This window comes from Tepidimonas sp. (assembly GCF_046292505.1).
GTDB lineage: Bacteria > Pseudomonadota > Gammaproteobacteria > Burkholderiales > Burkholderiaceae_C > Tepidimonas.
On record NZ_JBKBQX010000001.1, the window covers coordinates 195614 to 213083 of the forward strand.

Below are 17470 nucleotides of genomic sequence, written 5' to 3' on the forward strand. Positions count from 1 at the left end.
GCGCGGGGTTAAGGCTTCGTTAAGCCCCGCGGGCGTTTAATCCATTCAACCGGCCGGTCGGGCTGGCGCCGTCCTTGGCGACACACCCGGGCCCGCCGACACGGCATTTTCACGCAGCGCCGGCAATCTGTCGGCCTCTCGATTGCATTGATCGCTATGCGCACCCCGCCGACGCCCTCTCATTCCGTCTCGATGCTTCGCAGTATCTGGTTCTGGGGCCTGCCGGCGCTGTGGCTGCTCGTCATCGCGGGTTTGGTGTTCATTTCGCCCATCGATGCGCTGGTCGGCGTGCAGCGGCTGACGCGGACCACCCCCGATCTGCTGTGGTGGTGGTTGACCTGGCTGGGCGACACGCATTTCGCCCTGGCTATGTTTCTGGCGGCTGCGATCGCGACCGGGCACCGCCGAGCGTCACCCGCATTGCTCTGGAGCATCGCGCCCGCCACACTGACCCTGCACGGCATCAAGGCACTGGCGGCGGCTCCCCGACCCGCCGCCGTCTTGCCACCCGACGCATTTCACCTCATCGGTGACGTGCTCAGGCAGGGCAGCTTTCCGTCGGGGCATACGGTCACGGCCTTTACACTCGCTGCCTGCTGGGTGCTGACGACGCCACCCCCGCAGCGTCGCTTGGCTGCCGCGGCGGCGCTGCCGTTGGCATTCGCCATCGGTCTGTCGCGAGTCGCGGTCGGGGCGCATTGGCCTCTGGACGTCGCGGTCGGGGCACTGCTGGGTTGGCTTTGCGCCGCCGCCGCCGTCGTGGCCGCCAGGCGCTGGGGGCCGCGCCCAGGGGATGTGCTGCACCATTGGGAAATCGCCGCAGCTGGCGTGCTCGGTCTCGGACTGTGGGGGCGCGCCTTGCCCGCCAGCGTCGAGCCGCTGGCCCACGCCCTAGGCGGCTTGGTCGTCGGGGTGGCGCTGGTCGCGGCGGCGCTGCAGATCTGGCTGCTCCGCTCCTCGGCGGTGATGCCGCTGTGGCGACGGAGAGAAACGGAGTGATCGCGGCAATGCGCTGGTTGCTTTGGCTGGTGCCCTTGGCGGCATGGCTCACCGGGCTGGGCACCCCGCCGTTGTTCGACGTCGACGAAGGGGCGTTTTCCGAAGCGACGCGGGAGATGCTGCTCAACGGCGATTGGCTGTCGACCTGGCTCAACGGCGTGCCGCGGTACGACAAGCCGATCCTGATTTACTGGCTGCAGGCGCTGTCGGTTGCTGTGCTGGGCTTGCACGAATGGGCTCTGCGCCTGCCGTCTGCCCTGGCGGCGATCGGATGGGGCTGGGCGGTCTGGCGCTTCGTGCGCGAGCGCGCCGACGCGGCGGCGGCAGAGCGCGCCCTGTGGATCGTCGCGACGGCCCTCGGACCCTGGATCATGGCACGGGCCGCCACGGCCGATGCCTTGCTCAACCTGTGGCTGACGCTGGCCTGTCTGGATCTGTGGCGCTATCTGGAGCGACGGCAACGGCGCGATTTGCTGCGGGTGTATCTCTGGGTGGGGCTGGGGCTGCTGACCAAGGGGCCAGTGGCCGTGCTGATCCCGGCTGCGGCGGGCACCTTGTACACCCTACTGACGCGCGACGGGTCCACCTGGCGGCGCGTCGCTTTCGACGTGCAGGGCTGGCTGATCCTTCTGGCCGTGGCAGCCCCGTGGTATGTCGCCATGCTGCTGACCCACGGACAGGCATTCGTGGACGGCTTCATCCTGCGCCACAACGTGCAGCGTTTCACCGGCACGCTGGAGGGACACAGCGGGGGCTGGCTGTACTACCTGATCGCCCTGCCGTTGCTGCTGCTGCCGTGGAGCGCGGCCCTTCCCGCGGTGCTGCGGCAGATCAAACCCGATGTCCAGACGCCGCTGACGCGCTATCTGTGGCTGTGGTGTGGATTCGTGCTGGTGTTCTTCAGCCTGTCCGGAACCAAGCTGCCGCACTATGTGCTGTACGGCTCCACCCCGTTGATGATTCTGCTGGCGCTGCGCCTGCCCGCGCTGCGTGGTGCCTGGTTGATCGTGCCCGTGGCCCTGCTGGCGTTGTGGCCCCACCTGCCCGCCCTGCTGCACGAGGCCGGGCTGCGCACCGACAACCCCTTTTACCGCGCGCAACTCGCTCTGGCCCGGGATCTGGCACCCGCCTTCTATCCGCCCGTGGCCTGGGCGGCTTTGATCGCGGGCATTGCCGTGGCGATCCAACGGCGCTGGCCCGTCTGGCGGCGGCTGCAGGCACTGGCGGCCATGCAGGCCCTGCTGCTCGGCGCCCTCGTGGCGCCGTGGTTTGGCGATGTGCTGCAGGGCGCCGTGCGCCACGCGGGCCGCCTCGCGCACCAGGCCCAGGCGTCGGCGGTGCTGTGGCGCTTCGATGCCCCCAGCTTCAGCGTCTATGCCCAGGCGATCACGCCGAAGCGCCTGCCCGAGCCGGGGGAGTGGGCCCTTACCCGGCTCGACCGCCTGCCGGATGTGCCCCACACCGTACTCTACCAACGCGGCGGCGTAGTGCTGCTGCGGCGCGATCCTTGAAGGCCTGACTCACGGATGGGGCCGGTTACTCAGACGTCCACCTCCACCGCATCACCCCACTGCTCCATCAGCTCGCGGCGGGCGGCGGCCTCGGCCTTGCCCATCAAGCGATTCAGGCGCGCCGCGGTCGCGGCGGCGTCCAGCCCCCCCAAGGTTACGGGCTGCAGGCGGCGCGTGTCGGGGTTGAGCGTCGTGTCCCACAACTGTTCGGCACTCATTTCCCCCAGGCCTTTGAAGCGGCTGATCTGGCATTTCTCGCGCGGCACGCCCTCCTTGGCGCATTTGTCCAGAATCGCCGCCAGTTCCCCCTCGTCGAGCGCATAGTGCTTGCTGGCGGGCTTTTTGCCACGCGCCGGCACATCCACCCGGTACAGCGGGGGCCGCGCGACATAGACGTGCCCCGCCTCGATCAGGCGCGGAAAGTGCCGGAAAAACAGGGTCAACAGCAACACCTGGATGTGCGAGCCGTCCACGTCCGCGTCGCTCAGGATGCAGATCTTGCCGTAGCGCAGGCCGCTCAGATCCTCCGCGTCGTCGGGACCGTGGGGATCGACCCCGATGGCCACCGCGATGTCGTGGATCTCGGCATTCGCAAACAACCGGTCGCGCTCCACCTCCCAGGTGTTGAGCAGCTTGCCGCGCAGCGGCAGCACGGCCTGCGACGCCTTGTCGCGCCCCATCTTGGCGCTGCCCCCGGCGCTGTCGCCTTCCACCAAAAACAGCTCGTTGCGCGACAGGTCGCGGCTTTCGCAGTCGGTCAGCTTGCCAGGCAGCACCGCCACGCCGGAGCCTTTGCGCTTTTCCACCTTCTGCGCGGCCTTCTGGCGGCTTTGCGCGGCGCGAATGACCAGCTCCGCCAACCGCTTGCCGTGCTCGACGTGCTGGTGCAACCACAGCTCCAGCGCGGGGCGCACATAGGCCGCCACCAACCGCAGCGCATCGCGGGAGTTGAGCCGCTCCTTGATCTGGCCCTGAAATTGCGGGTCCAGTACCCGCGCACTCAACACATAGCTGGCGCGGGCGAACACATCCTCGGGCAAGAGCTTCACGCCCTTGGGACACAACGCGTGCAGCTCGATGAAGCCGCGCACAGCCTGGAACAGCCCCTCGCGCAGGCCGCTGTCGTGCGTGCCCCCGGCGGGGGTGGGGATCAGGTTGACATAGCTCTCGCGCACCAGGGGGCCCTCCTCGGTGAAGGCCACCGCCCAGGCCGCGCCTTCGCCCTCGGCAAAGCTCTCGTGCCCTGCCTCGGCATACCCCTCGCCCTCGAACAGCGGGATCAGCGGCTCGGCCGCCAGCGTCTGCTGCAGATAATCGCTCAAGCCCCCCTTGTACTGCCAAGTCTGGGTCTCGCGCGTGCGCTCGTTGACCAGCGTCACGGTGACCCCCGGCATCAGCACCGCCTTGCTGCGCAGCAAATGCGTCAGCTCCCCCAGTGGCAGGGTGACCTGATCGAAGTAGCGCGCATCGGGCCACACGCGCACCGTGGTCCCTTGGCGGCGCTCGCCCGCCTCGAGCGGCCGGCGCACCAGGGGCTCCGCCACGTCACCGCCAGCAAACACCAGGCGCGCCACATGCCCCTCGCGGTGGCTCGTCACCTCCAACCGGCTGGCCAGCGCATTGGTCACGCTCACCCCCACGCCGTGCAACCCACCGGAAAAGCTGTATGCCCCGCCTTGTCCCTTGTCGAACTTGCCACCCGCGTGCAGCCGGGTAAAGACCAGCTCCAAGACCGGCGCGCCCTCCTCGGGGTGCAGGCCGTGAGGGATGCCGCGCCCATCGTCCTCCACGCTGACGGAGCCATCCGCATGCAGCGTCACGCGGATGCGTCGGCCAAAACCCGCCAGCGCCTCGTCGGCGGCGTTGTCGATCACCTCCTGCACGATGTGCAGCGGATTGTCGGTGCGGGTGTACATGCCCGGACGCTGCTTGACGGGCTCCAGCCCTTTGAGCACCCGAATCGAACTCTCGGCGTAGCCGGGCGCAGCGCCCGGCACAGTGGTGGAGGCGGACATGGCGGCGGATTGTACGGACCCGTACGGACCCGCTCGCGCGGGCGACCGCCCATTGCGGTGCGGCCCGATCATGGCCCCGCCGGGGGGGCTTGACAGCCCGGGGCGGTCTGTGTTTTGCACACCCCTCGCCCCCGGGATGCCCCCTTCAGCCGCGCCACCCGCACCGCCTTGGTTGCACCGCAGCGCACTCGGAAATACATGCAAGATATTGTTTTATATAATATTTTTTGCGTGATTAAAAAATGGGCAATCTGTTCAAGCCCTTGTCGGATGAGGCTTTGCCCCGCATGACCACGTCTTACCCACAAAGTTATCCACAACAACTTGGGACAAGGCCCAAGACCCCCGGTGGGTCAAGGACTTGGGCCATCGACCTCAGATGAGGTCTGCGCATGGCCGCGCAAACCGCCCCAACCCATCCGCCCCACCCGGCCATCGATGTCCCCGCGCACGGGGAGCAGGACCATCCGCTACAGTTGGCGGATGACCGCTGCCCGCCGACTCTCCGCCGCCCAGGTCCTGCTGTGCGGCGCCCTCATCGTGACCTTTTCCATGGGCATCCGCCACGGCTTCGGTCTGTGGCTGCAACCCATCACCCAGGCGCAGGGCTGGACGCGCGAAACCTTTGCCTTCGCGATGGCAGTACAGAACCTGGCCTGGGGGGTGTTCGGCATTTTTGCCGGCATGTTGGCGGACCGCTTTGGAGCCTACCGGGTGTTGCTGGGCGGCGCGCTGCTGTATGCCCTGGGCCTTGCGGGCATGGCGCTGGCCACCTCGGCGTTGGTTTTTGCGCTGACCACCGGCGTGTTGATCGGTGCAGCCCAGGCGGGCACGACCTACGCCATCATTTACGGCGTCATCGGGCGCCAAATTCCGGCCGAGCGCCGCTCCTGGGCCATGGGCCTGGCGGCCGCAGCCGGGTCGTTCGGGCAGTTTTTGATGGTGCCAGTGGAAGGCTGGCTGATCGCCGCCTTCGGCTGGCAGGACGCGCTGCTGGTGCTCGCCGGTGCCGTACTCGCGATCGGTCCCTTGGCCTGGGGCTTGCGGGAACCGGACTTTGCCGGTGGCGCACGGGGGGCGGCGCGCGAACAAACGATCGGCCAGGCACTGCGCGAGGCCTTCGGCTACCGCAGCTTCCAGTTGTTGATGGCGGGCTATTTCGTCTGCGGCTTTCAGGTCGTGTTCATCGGCGTGCACATGCCGAGCTATCTGAAGGACCACGGCCTGTCGCCGCAGGTGGCGTCCACGGCACTGGCGCTGATCGGCCTGTTCAATGTGTTTGGCACCTACGCGGCGGGCGTGCTGGGGCAGCGGCTGGCCAAGCGCAAAATCCTCGCCGGTATCTATCTGATGCGCTCGATCGCGATAGCGCTGTTCCTGGCCGCGCCGCTGACGCCATGGAGCGTGTACGCCTTCGCCGCCGCCATGGGGCTGCTGTGGCTGTCCACGGTGCCGCCGACCAATGCCATCGTGGCGCAAATCTTTGGCGTCGCGCACCTGTCGATGCTCGGGGGCTTCGTGTTCTTCAGCCACCAGGTGGGCAGCTTCATGGGGGTGTGGCTGGGCGGCTTGCTCTACGACCGCACGGGCAGCTACGATATCGTGTGGTGGATATCCATTGCGCTGGGCCTCTTTGCCGCCGTCGTCAACTGGCCCATCCAGGAGGCACCAATCCGCCGAGGGCCAGTGCGCATGACTGGGCCGGCCGCCCCGTGACGGCTCGCAGCCCCTGCGCATTCAAGGCCTTCGCTCGACCGTTTTCAGTCCAAGAATCCGCCCCTGCGATGCCCCTCGCCGCCCCGTCGCCCCAATCGCGCCCGGTCTTGCGTCCGGTCCTGCGCCTGGCCGGCTGGAGTGTGGGGCTGGGGGCGTGTGCCGAGGTGTTCGCCTGGTACCTGGAGCCGACCTTTCTGCTCACGCTGGCGGATCGGCTCTGGAGTTGCTTTTGACCATGCCGCACGCGGACTTGCCCCCCTCGCCTTGGATCACCCGCTTCGAGGCGCTGTTGCCATCCCGCGCGCCGGACGGGGGCCTGCGGCGGGCGCTGGACCTGGCCTGCGGCCACGGGCGCCATGTGCGCTGGCTGGTCGCGCGGGGCTGGCACGTCACCGCGGTCGACCGCGACACGGCAGCATTGACCACACTCGCCGACCTGGGCGCGGCAGTGCGCCCGCTCCCCGCCGATCTGGAAAACGCCCCCTGGCCCCTGGCCGACGAGCGCTTCGACGCAGTGGTCGTCACCCACTACCTTTGGCGCCCCTTGCTGCCGCGCATCGTGCAGGCAGTCGCACCCGGCGGCGTGCTGCTCTACGAAACCTTCGCCCAGGGCAACGAAACCGTCGGCAAGCCGTCGCGCCCCGACTTTCTGCTGGCCCCGGGCGAACTGTTGCGGGCCTGCGCCGAACTGCGCGTGATCGCCTACGAGGATGGCTTTTTGAGCCGGCCGGACCGGTTCGTGCAGCGCATCGCCGCCGTGCGCGAGGCCACGACCACAAACGGCGCACCGCCACGCTACCCGCTCTGACCCGGTGAGCACCACCCGAGCCGCTGGTTAGAATGTCCGCTGGACCCAACATTGGATTTGCGCACACGCCATGAAGCCCATCACCGGCAGCATCGTCGCCCTCGTCACCCCCATGCACGAGGACGGCCGTGTCGATTACGACACCCTGCGCAAGCTCATCGACTGGCACATCGACCAGGGCACCGACTGCATCGGCGTGGTCGGCACCACTGGCGAGTCCCCCACGGTCAGCGTCGAAGAGCACTGCGAAATCATCCGCGTCGCCGTGGAGCAGGCCGCCGGGCGGCGGCCCATCATGGCCGGCTGCGGCGCCAATTCCACGCGCGAGGCGATCGCGCTGGCCGAGTTCGCCCGCCGGGTGGGCGCCGACTGCCAACTGCAAGTCGTGCCCTACTACAACAAGCCCACGCAGGAGGGCCTGTTCCAGCACTTCAAGGCAATTGCCGAAGCCACGGGCGATCTGCCCATCATCCTGTACAACGTGCCGGGCCGCACGGTGGCCGACCTGCAGCCCGAGACGGTGCTGCGCCTGGCCGAGGTGCCGGGCATCGTCGGTATCAAGGAGGCCACGGGCAACATCGAACGCGCCCAGTGGCTGATCCGCGCCAAGCCCGCCGACTTCGCCCTCTACTCGGGCGACGACGGCACGGCCGTGGCGCTGATGCTGTGCGGCGGCCAGGGCAATGTCAGCGTCACCGCCAACGTCGCCCCGCGCCTCATGCACGAGCTGTGCGCCGCCGCGATCGCGGGCGACGCCCGCACCGCCATGCGCATCCAGATGCAGCTCCTGCCGCTGCACAAGCAGCTCTTCGTCGAGGCCAACCCCATTCCCGTCAAGTGGGCCATGGCGCGCATGGGACTGTGCGGCCCGGCGCTGCGCCTGCCGATGACGCCGCTGTCGGCCCAGCACCAGCCTGCAGTCGAGGCGGCTTTGCGCGCCGCCGGTCTGATCTGACGAACACGCCCCACCGCACGCCAAGGGAATTGACATGCCCGCAACCCACCGCCCCCGCCCCTCCACTGCGTGGCGGCTCGCGCCCCTGGCCCTGGCGGCGCTGCTCGCCAGCGGCTGCTCGGTGCTGGAAGAAGACCGCATCGACTACAAGAGCGCCAAACAGATCAACCGCCTGGAAGTCCCGCCAGATTTGACGCAACTGGCGCGCGATTCGCGCTATGCGCTGCCTGGGGCGTCGGTCACCGCATCGGGCTATCAGGCCACGGCCGCCGCCCGCCCCACTGGCACCGCCGCCCCTGCGCAAATCGGTGATGTGCGCATCGAACGAGCGGGTAACCAGCGCTGGCTGGTCGTGGACCGCGCGCCCGATGAGCTGTGGCCCGCGCTGCGCGACTTCTGGCAGGAAAACGGCTTTCTGCTCACGCTGGACCAACCGCAACTGGGCCTGATGGAGACGGACTGGGCCGAAAACCGCGCCAAGATCCCACAGGACATCATCCGCTCCACGATCGGCAAGCTGTTCGACAACCTCTACTCGACCGGGGAGCGCGACAAATTCCGCACCCGCGTGGAGCGCAACGCTGCGGGCGGCAGCGAAATCTTCATCAGCCACCGTGGCATGGTGGAGGTCTACACCACCGAGCGCAAAGACAACACGGTCTGGCAGACCCGGCCTGCCGACCCCGAGCTGGAGGCCGAGTTTCTGCGCCGCCTGATGGTCAAGCTGGGCGTGAGCCAGGAGCAGTCCAAGGTCGCCATCGCTGCGGGCGCTCGGCCGGCGATCGCGCGCATCGAAACGGTCGATGGCCAGCCGACGGTCGTCATCGACGAAAACTTCGACCGTGCCTGGCGCCGCGTGGGGCTGGCGCTGGACCGCAGCGGCTTTACGGTGGAAGACCGCAACCGCGCCGAGGGGACGTACTTCGTGCGCTATGTGCCGCCGGACGAGAATCCGCAGGCGCAAGAGCGCGGCTTCCTGGGCCGCATCACGGGCTGGTTTGGCAGTTCCAACACCGCGCAAAGCGCGCCGACGCGCTACCGCATCCGCGTCACCGCCAGCGGCGAACGCGCGACAGTGGTCGTGCTGGACGGCAACGGCCAACCGGACCGCTCCGCCACCGCGCAGCGCATCGCACAGCTCATCGCCAACGACATGAAATAAATCGGGCGGCGCAAGCGCCGCCCGGGTGCGGGTTCTGGCCCGTCAGACTGCCGCCGGCTCCGCCTGCGGCGCTGGGGTGCGGATCAGGTAATCGAAGGCCGACAGCGCCGCCTTGGCCCCTTCGCCCGCCGCAATGACGATCTGCTTGTATGGCACCGTCGTGCAGTCGCCCGCGGCAAACACGCCGGGCACATTGGTGTGGCCCTTGGCGTCGACCACGATTTCGCCAAAGCGGTTGCGCTCGACCACGCCGTCCAGCCACTCGGTGTTGGGCACCAACCCGATCTGCACGAACACGCCCTCCAGCGCCAGAGTCTGCTCCACCCCGCTGGCACGGTCGCGCCAACGCAGGCCGGTCACCTTCTGGCCGTCGCCTTCCACCGCCAAAGTCTGGGCCTGGGTCAGCACGGTCACATTGGGCAGGCTCTTGAGCTTGCTGACCAGCACCGCGTCGGCCTTGAGCTGATCGGCAAACTCCAACAGCGTCACATGCGCAACGATACCGGCCAAATCGATGGCCGCTTCGACGCCGGAGTTGCCACCGCCAATCACCGCCACCCGCTTGCCTTTGAACAGGGGGCCGTCGCAGTGCGGGCAGTAGGCCACGCCGCGATTTTTGTACTCGGCCTCGCCGGGCACGTTCAGGTTGCGCCAGCGCGCACCCGTGGCCAGAATCACGCTGCGGGCGCGCAGTTCGGCCCCATTGGCCAGTTGCACCCCCACGTAACCGCCCACCGCATCGGCGGGCAGCAGCGCCGCGACCGGCTGACCATTCATCAGGTCCACCTCGTAGTGGCGCACCTGCGCTTCCAGCGCGGCGGCAAACTTGGGCCCGTCGGTTTCCAAGACCGAGATGTAGTTCTCGATCGCCAGCGTGTCGTTCACCTGCCCGCCGAAGCGCTCGGCCACGATGCCCGTGCGAATGCCCTTGCGCGCGGCGTAGACCGCGGCGGCGGCACCGGCCGGGCCACCGCCGACGACCAGCACGTCGAACGGATCTTTGGCCGACAACTGGGCCGCGGCGCGCGCCGCCGAGCCCGTGTCGAGCTTGGCGACGATCTCCTCCAGCGACGTGCGGCCGGAGACGAACACCTCGCCGTTGAGCAAGACCAGCGGCACGGCCATCACGTTGCGCTGCTCGACTTCGGCCTGGAACAGAGCGCCGTCGATGACCGTCGTGTGCACGCGGGGATTGAGAATGGCCATCAGGCTGAGTGCCTGCACCACATCCGGGCAGTTGTGGCACGACAGCGACATATAGACCTCGAAGCGGTACTCCCCGTCGAGGGCCCGCACTTGGTCCAGCACCTCGGGCGCCACCTTGGGCGGATGCCCGCCGGTCCACAGCAACGCCAGCACCAGCGAGGTGAATTCATGTCCCAGCGGGATGGCGGCAAAGGTCAGGTCCTGCGCTCCGTCTGGCCGGCGGATGGCGAAGGACGGACGGCGCGCATCGGCGCCATCGGTGCGCACCGTGATCTTGCCGTCGGACAGCTTGGCGATGGTGCGCAGCAGTTGCTCCAGCTCGCGGGCGCTGGCCGAGTCATCGAGCGAGGCCACGAGCTCGAACGGCTGGCTGACGCGCGTCAGGTAGGCCTGAAGTTGGGATTGCAGTTGATCGTCGAGCATGGGGTTCTCCGGGAATGGGGGGGATGACTGGGGCAGCGTCCGACCTCCGGCCTGGGCCGATGGACACCGGGCCGGAGGGGGTCCGGCTCGGTGGCCGGACCGCGGGACGGTTCAGACCGTCCGGATCAGATCTTGCCGACCAGGTCCAGCGACGGGGCGATGGTCTTGGCGCCCTCGTTCCACTTGGCCGGGCAGACTTCGCCCGGGTGCTCGGCCACGTACTTGGCGGCCTTGAGCTTGCGCAGGGTTTCCTTGACGTCGCGCGCGATGGCGTTGTCGTGGATCTCGGCAGTCTTGATCACCCCCTCCGGGTTGATCACGAAAGTGCCACGCAGGGCCAGGCCTTCTTCCTCGATGTGCACGCCGAAGGCGCGGGTCAGTTGGTGCGTGGGGTCACCCACCAGCGGGAACTTGGCCTTGCCCACGGCGGGGCTGGTCTCGTGCCACACCTTGTGCGAGAAGTGGGTGTCGGTGGTCACGATGTAGACCTCGGCGCCGAGCTTCTGGAACTCGGCGTAGTTGTCGGCCGCGTCCTCGACCTCGGTCGGGCAGTTGAAGGTGAAGGCCGCCGGCATGAAGATCAGGACCGACCACTTGCCCTTGAGGGACTGCTCGGTGACTTCGACGAACTTGCCGTTGTGGAAGGCCTGGGCCTTGAAGGCGGGGACTTGGGTGTTGATCAGCGACATGCTGCTTTCCTTTCGTGGTTGAAAAACGGGTTCGACCGGAGCCGGCGGGGACCGCCTGCGCGGGTGGCTTGACTCCGTGAAAACGAGCATATCATAGTTCATGACAATCGTTTTACATGATTGATAGTTTTTATTCAGCGGATAGTTGCTTTTGTTTTTGTTGTTACGAATCGTTCTCATTTGTATATAATGGACAGCGTCGCTTGCGGCACCTTTCCCACCGCCATCCCTTCCACGCTTGCCCATCGCGCACTCCGCCCTTTGACCACCATGCCACGCTCCCGCCCCACTCACCCCTCGCCCACTCCCCACCGCGCCACCCCGCCCACTCCCGCGCGAAGCACGGCCGCGCTTCCGCTGGGGGCGCTGCTGCTCGCCAGCGGTCTGCAGGCCGCCGCCCAAACCGCCACGCCCGCTGCCGACGCCGTGGCCGGCAGTCTGGATACCGTCACCGTGCGCGATGCAGGCGACCCGACCGAAATCCGCGCCAAAAGCACCCTGCGCGCCACCGCCACCCGATTGGGCAAGGGCCAGCAGGCCCTGCGCGACATTCCCCAGCATGTGACCGTGATGACCGAACAACTGCTGGACGACCGCAACCTCGACGACTTTCGCGAGGTACTCAAGGCAACCGCCGGCGTGACCTTCCTGGCCGGCGAAACCGGCGAGGAGGATGTGCGCCTGCGCGGCTTCTCGCTCGGACAAGCGGGCGACATCTACCGCGACGGCCTGCGCGAGGGCCAGCTCATCACCCGCGACACCTTCGCCACCGAACGGGTCGAGGTGCTCAAAGGGTCGGCGTCGATGTTGTTCGGCAAGGGCTCGACCGGCGGCGTCGTCAACCAGGTCACCAAGCAGCCATTTCTGATGGACCGGTACGAGGCGGAACTCACGCTCGGCAGCGGCGGCCACCGCCGCGCGCAGGCCGATCTGAACCGAACCCTCGGCCCCGACAGCGCGGTGCGCCTGAATGTCATGGCTCAGAACAGCGACAACTGGGGGGCGAAGGACGACCGCCGCGGCCTTGCCGCCAGTTGGCGCACCGGCATCGGCGGACGCGACGAGTTCCAGATCGACCTCTACCACCTGCAGACCGAGGGTCGCCCGAACTACAACCACCCCTGGTTGCTGACGGGCAGCGCCACCGACCCCACCCGAACCATCGCGCCGGTGTTGCCGGCCAAGAATTACTATGGATTGGCCAGTGACTACCAGAACACCGAGCAAACGGCGCTCACGCTGACCCACACCCACCGCTTCGGCCCGCAGGAGGAGCTGCGCACCACCGTGCGCCATGGCCGCTACGAGCGCGACCTGTGGGTGAGCGCCATCGTCTTCGCCCCCGCTGCGCAGCAACCGGGGGGACAGGCGGTTTCGCTCGCCAACCCGCCCACCGATGCCACGCGGCTCAACCGCAATCCCAAGGGGCGCTATGGCCAAAGCGACATCACCCAGATCCAAAGCGACTACAGCCATCGCTTCCACACCGGGGGGCTCGCCCATCACCTGACGGCCGGTGTGGATCTGACCGTCGAGGACGCGCGACGCAACAACAGCTTCGGCGGCGCTGCCTCCGGTCTGGGCACCACGGTGGGCACGCCCAACGATGGCGCCTGGCGGGCCGACACCCGGGGTGCGCCCCCGCTCAACACCTTCGACGCCGACAGCCTGGGGCTGTATGTCCAGGATGTGGTGACCCTGACGCCGCACTGGAAGCTCGTGGGCGGGCTGCGCTTCGACCGCTTCCGCGCGACCTACCGCGACACCGCGGGCAACACCGGATCGGTCACCGAAAATCTGTGGAGCCCGCGCATCGGCGCGCTGTACCAGCCGAGCGAGACCGCGTCGTACTACGTGTCGCTGGGACAGTCATACAACACCTCGGGGGACACCTACCAGTTCGCCCTGGGCACCTTCGCCCCTGGTGGCACCAACGCCAAGCTGGCCAACACCCCGCCCGAAAAGAGCCGCAACGCCGAAATCGGCGCCAAATGGGAGCTCTTCCAGCAACGCGCCAGCCTGGGCGTTGCGCTGTTCCGCGCCGAAAAATTCAACGAGCGCAACACCGACCCCGACAGCGCCGCCCAGCAAATGCTGCTGTCGGGCAAGCGCCACGCCACCGGGGTGGAAATCAGCGCGGCGGGGCGCCTGACCCCGAAGTGGGAGGTGTTCTACAACCACACCTGGATTCCGAGCGCGCGCATCGACCGCAGCAACCAGGCCCTGTCCGCCACCGGTGCAGGCGCCCAGGTCGAGGGCGACCGCCCCGCCCTCACCCCCCGGCACAGTCTGAGCGCCTGGACCACCTACCGCATCGCCCCCCAATGGCGCGTCGGCATCGGGTGGACGCACCGGGGCGCCCAAAACCCCGAGGGCCAACGCACCTACGTGGCGCCGTCCTTCACGGTCTGGGACGGTATGGTGGAGTACACGGTCGACGAACGGACCACGGTCAAGCTCAACGTCACCAACCTGACCGACAAGCGGTATGCCGATGCGCTCTATCGCGGGTTCTACACCCCCGGGGCACCGCGCAAGGTCATGTTGAGCGTCAAAACCGTGTTCTGAGTCCGCTGGTGCCATCCCATGCTGTTGCACCTCAAAGGCGTTCTGACGCCCGAGGAACTGGCCACCGCGCGCGGGCTGCTGAGCGACGAATCCCTCTGGCTGGACGGCCGCACCAGCGCAGGCGCCCAGGCCTCGGCCGTCAAGCGCAACGAACAACTGGCGCAGGACAGCGAGGCCGCCCGCCGTCTGCAAGCCTTGGTACGGGCGGCGGTCGCTCGCGATCCGCTGTTCTTCTCGGCGGCGCTGCCGCGGCGCCTGTACAACCCGCTGTTCAACCGCTACCGCCCCGAGGCCCCCGCCTACGGCCCCCATGTGGACGGCGCGGTACTGCACTCGCATGCCGACGACACCTGGGTGCGGACCGACCTGTCGTGCACGTTGTTCCTCAGCGATCCGCAGGACTACGACGGAGGAGAGCTGACCATCCACGACACCTACGGGACGCAACGCATCAAGCTCCCGGCGGGCGACGCCGTGCTCTACCCCGGCACCAGCGTGCACGAGGTGACGCCGGTGACGCGCGGCGCACGCCTGGCCAGTTTTTTCTGGATCGAGAGCATGGTGCGCAGCGACGAACAACGCCGTTTGCTCTTCGAGCTGGACATGAACCTGCTGCGGCTGCGCCAGCAGTTGGGCGAAACGCGCGAGACCCTGGCGCTCAGCGGGGTCTATCACAACCTGCTGCGACTCTGGGCCACGCCATGACCGCCCGTGCCTACGACACCACACCCGCCGCGCCGCTGGCAGCGTCCGCCATCCGCGCCTACTTCGAGGGCGGGGCGGGCGACGAGGTGACGCTGCACGCCAACGTCGCGGCCTGGCGCGCCATCGGCCTGCGTCCGCGGGTGCTCGCCACCCCGCGGCAGGTGGACACCCAGATCACGCTGCTGGGGCGCCGTTGGCCGACACCCTGGCTGGCCGCGCCCATGGCCCACCTGGCGCTGGCCCACCCGGATGCCGAACGGGGCCTCGCCCTCGCCTGCGCCGCCCAAGGCGCAGGGCTGGTGCTGTCCACCCAGTCGACCACGGCGCTGGAGTCGGTGGCGCGGGCGGTGCTGCCCGAGCCACAGCGCGGGCCCCTATGGTTCCAGCTCTATCCATACGGCGAACGCGACGACTGGCTGCGCCTCGTGCAACGGGCCCATGGCGCGGGCTACGAGGCGATCGTGCTCACCGTGGACGCCCCAGTGCAATGGGCGGGGGAGCGCGAGCGCGCCAGCGGCTTTGCGCTGCCCGCCGACTGGCCGCAACCCAACCTGCCTGCCCTTCCCGAAACCGGCACGCTGGAAGCCCTGTTGGCGCGAGCCCCCGACTGGGACGACGTCGCGTGGCTGCGGTCGCACAGCCCGCTGCCGCTGCTGCTCAAGGGCATCACCCACCCGGCCGACGCGCAGCGCGCGGCGGCTCTGTGCGACGGGCTCATCGTGTCCAACCACGGCGGGCGCGTGCTCGACGGCCTGCCCCCGACCGCCGCGCTGCTGCCAGCCGTGGTGGACGCCGTCCGGGGGTGCTGCCCCGTGCTGGTCGATGGCGGCCTGCGCCAGGCGACGGATGGGCTGAAGGCGCTGGCCCTGGGCGCGGACGCGGTACTGGTCGGTCGGCCGCTGGTGGCCGCCCTGGCCCGAGGTGGTTCCCCTGGCGTGGCCGCCTTGTGGCGGCGCTGGCACGACGAGCTGCGCGGCGCCATGGCGCTGTGCGGGGCCGCGACCCTCGACGCGCTGACGCCGGCCCTGCTGTGCCATGGGGCTTTCCACCCACCGGAGTGTCTATGATCCCGATTGCGGTCCTCTTGGCCAGCCTCGTCCTCGTGCTGCTGGCGACGACCTGGATTCTGAAGGCATGATGCGCGCCGCATTCGTCCCCCCGGCCCCTGCGCCGGCTCCGCCACCGCCGGGCCGCGCCACGACCCACCGTACCCGGCTGCCCGGCACGGTGGCGGGGGTGCTGGCTGCGCATGCTGCGGCCTTGTGGGCCGTGCACGGTGCCTGGAGCGCGCGCTCCCCGTCCCCGCCCGCGCCCACCGTGGTGCAGGCCACTCTGCTGCCCGCGTCTTCTGCCGCGGCCCCCGCGCCGCCCGCCGCCTCGGTCGAGGCCCCGTCCCCGCCACAGGGGCAGCGGCCCCGCCCTCTGGCCGTCGCCAAGCGCCCACCCAGCGCGCCGGCCCCTGCGCCCAGCGCAATGCCCGCCCCGAACGCGCCGCCGCCATCCGTTGTGCCGGCAGCATCCCCGCCCGGGCCGGCCGATCCGGCGCCCGCTGCGGCCGCCGCCCTTTCCAGCGTGGCACCGTTGCCGTCCGCCGGCTCCGCGTCCACCGCGCCGGCAACCGACGGGTCAACGGCCACTGCGGCCGCGGCCCCCGCCCGGATCGATCTGCCCTCGGCCAGCGCGGCCTACCTGAGCAATCCACCGCCACCCTATCCACCACTGAGCCGGCGCTTGGGCGAACAAGGCAAGGTGGTCGTGCGTGTGCGCATCGAGGCCGACGGCACGGCCTCGGCCGCCGAAGTCCGCACCTCCAGCGGCTTCGAGCGGCTGGACCAGGCCGCGCTGCAAACCGTCCTGCGCTGGAAGTATGTCCCCGGCAAACGCAACGGCGTGCCGGAAGCCATGTGGTATCTGATCCCGATTCAATTCGTCCTGGAGTGACCCCCGATGGAAACCAACCCCACCCCCCCCGCCTTTGGCCTGGCCCACCTGTGGGCCCAGGGCGATGGCGTCATCCGCACCATTGCGGTGCTGCTGTTGCTGATGTCCGTGGCCTCCTGGGTCGTCATCGTGCTCAAGGCGCTGGACCTGCGCCGTCACCGCACGCAGGCCCGGCAGGTCGAGGCCTTCTGGCACAGCCGCGACTTCGCCGACGGCCTGGCCCGGCTGGGCGATGGTGGCGACAACCCGTTTTATCTGCTGGCCACGCAAGGCCGTGAGGCGGCGGCGCACATCCGCGGGCTGGACGGGGAGCGCGCCCCGCAACTGCACGACGGCTTCGACGTCAGCGAGTGGGTCACGCGCGCCCTGCGCCACGCCATCGACGACTTCGTCGCCCGGCTGCAGGCGGGCCTGTGGATTCTGGCGTCGGTGGGCTCGACCGCCCCGTTCGTGGGGCTGTTCGGGACCGTCTGGGGCATCTACCACGCGCTGATCGGCATCGGCACCAGCGGCTCGGCGGCCCTGGACCAGGTGGCTGGCCCCATCGGCGAGGCGCTGATCATGACCGCACTGGGCTTGGCCGTGGCCATCCCCGCCGTCCTCGGCTACAACGCGCTCGTGCGCGGCCACAAGGCCTTGGTGCACCGGGTCAACCGCTTTGCGCACGAACTGCACGCCTACTTCGTGACCGGGGCACGGGTCGGGGGTGCGGCCAACGATGGCAAGGTACGCCCCCTGCGCAGCGACGGCCGCTGACCGCCCGCACGACGGA

General features: G+C 68.8%; 15 protein-coding genes. 12 read left to right on the plus strand and 3 right to left on the minus strand.

Annotated features, from left to right (window positions below):
• Window positions 1–192 precede the first annotated feature (192 nt).
• Both ACK4TH_RS00810 and ACK4TH_RS00815 read left to right on the plus strand, forming a co-directional pair.
• A complete protein-coding gene (locus ACK4TH_RS00810) occupies window positions 193–999 on the plus strand; it encodes a phosphatase PAP2 family protein (protein WP_409621280.1) in 807 nt (268 codons plus the stop codon).
• 8 nt (window positions 1000–1007) lie between these two features.
• Complete coding sequence (locus tag ACK4TH_RS00815; RefSeq protein WP_409621283.1) at window positions 1008–2510, plus strand: ArnT family glycosyltransferase; 1503 nt, start codon at window positions 1008–1010, stop codon at window positions 2508–2510.
• A 29-nt stretch (window positions 2511–2539) separates the two neighbouring features.
• Here the strand turns inward: ACK4TH_RS00815 and ACK4TH_RS00820 are convergent, their stop codons facing one another.
• A complete protein-coding gene (locus tag ACK4TH_RS00820; RefSeq protein ID WP_409621286.1) occupies window positions 2540–4525 on the minus strand; it encodes a DNA topoisomerase IV subunit B in 1986 nt (661 codons plus the stop codon).
• A gap of 483 nt (window positions 4526–5008) precedes the next feature.
• On the opposite strand from ACK4TH_RS00820, the gene ACK4TH_RS00825 reads away from it, so the two are divergent.
• From ACK4TH_RS00825 to bamC, 5 genes are all read left to right on the plus strand, one after another.
• The gene (locus ACK4TH_RS00825; RefSeq protein WP_409621289.1) at window positions 5009–6241 is read left to right on the plus strand and encodes an MFS transporter; all 1233 of its coding nucleotides are present in this window, start codon (window positions 5009–5011) and stop codon (window positions 6239–6241) included.
• A gap of 68 nt (window positions 6242–6309) precedes the next feature.
• Entirely contained in the window at window positions 6310–6474 is a 165-nt protein-coding gene (locus ACK4TH_RS00830; RefSeq protein WP_409621292.1) for a hypothetical protein, read from the plus strand.
• A 2-nt stretch (window positions 6475–6476) separates the two neighbouring features.
• A complete protein-coding gene (locus tag ACK4TH_RS00835; protein WP_409621648.1) occupies window positions 6477–7049 on the plus strand; it encodes a class I SAM-dependent methyltransferase in 573 nt (190 codons plus the stop codon).
• A gap of 70 nt (window positions 7050–7119) precedes the next feature.
• On the plus strand, window positions 7120–8004 hold the full coding sequence (dapA, locus tag ACK4TH_RS00840) for a 4-hydroxy-tetrahydrodipicolinate synthase (RefSeq protein ID WP_409621295.1): 885 nt from the start codon (window positions 7120–7122) through the stop codon (window positions 8002–8004).
• A gap of 34 nt (window positions 8005–8038) precedes the next feature.
• Window positions 8039–9166, plus strand: coding sequence for an outer membrane protein assembly factor BamC (bamC, locus tag ACK4TH_RS00845; protein WP_409621297.1), 1128 nt, complete (start codon window positions 8039–8041; stop codon window positions 9164–9166).
• A 42-nt stretch (window positions 9167–9208) separates the two neighbouring features.
• On the opposite strand, the gene ahpF is transcribed toward bamC, so the two are convergent.
• A complete protein-coding gene (gene ahpF / locus ACK4TH_RS00850) occupies window positions 9209–10795 on the minus strand; it encodes an alkyl hydroperoxide reductase subunit F (protein WP_409621300.1) in 1587 nt (528 codons plus the stop codon).
• A gap of 125 nt (window positions 10796–10920) precedes the next feature.
• The gene (ahpC, locus tag ACK4TH_RS00855; protein ID WP_068610816.1) at window positions 10921–11484 is read right to left on the minus strand and encodes an alkyl hydroperoxide reductase subunit C; all 564 of its coding nucleotides are present in this window, start codon (window positions 11482–11484) and stop codon (window positions 10921–10923) included.
• A 270-nt stretch (window positions 11485–11754) separates the two neighbouring features.
• Here ahpC and ACK4TH_RS00860 point away from each other — a divergent pair, with 270 nt between their 5' ends.
• The 5 genes from ACK4TH_RS00860 to ACK4TH_RS00880 all read left to right on the plus strand — a co-directional run bounded on the left by ACK4TH_RS00860 (window position 11755) and on the right by ACK4TH_RS00880 (window position 17454).
• The gene (locus tag ACK4TH_RS00860; protein WP_409621303.1) at window positions 11755–14052 is read left to right on the plus strand and encodes a TonB-dependent receptor; all 2298 of its coding nucleotides are present in this window, start codon (window positions 11755–11757) and stop codon (window positions 14050–14052) included.
• An 18-nt stretch (window positions 14053–14070) separates the two neighbouring features.
• Complete coding sequence (locus ACK4TH_RS00865; protein WP_409621305.1) at window positions 14071–14757, plus strand: Fe2+-dependent dioxygenase; 687 nt, start codon at window positions 14071–14073, stop codon at window positions 14755–14757.
• Window positions 14754–15824 (plus strand): alpha-hydroxy acid oxidase, encoded by a 1071-nt coding sequence (locus tag ACK4TH_RS00870; RefSeq protein WP_409621307.1) that lies wholly within the window; start codon window positions 14754–14756, stop codon window positions 15822–15824. Before ACK4TH_RS00865 ends, ACK4TH_RS00870 begins: the two co-directional genes overlap by 4 nt.
• 67 nt (window positions 15825–15891) lie before the next feature.
• On the plus strand, window positions 15892–16698 hold the full coding sequence (locus tag ACK4TH_RS00875) for an energy transducer TonB (RefSeq protein ID WP_409621309.1): 807 nt from the start codon (window positions 15892–15894) through the stop codon (window positions 16696–16698).
• Window positions 16699–16704: 6 nt separating this feature from the next.
• Complete coding sequence (locus ACK4TH_RS00880) at window positions 16705–17454, plus strand: MotA/TolQ/ExbB proton channel family protein (protein ID WP_409621310.1); 750 nt, start codon at window positions 16705–16707, stop codon at window positions 17452–17454.
• The last annotated feature ends 16 nt before the right edge of the window (window positions 17455–17470 follow it).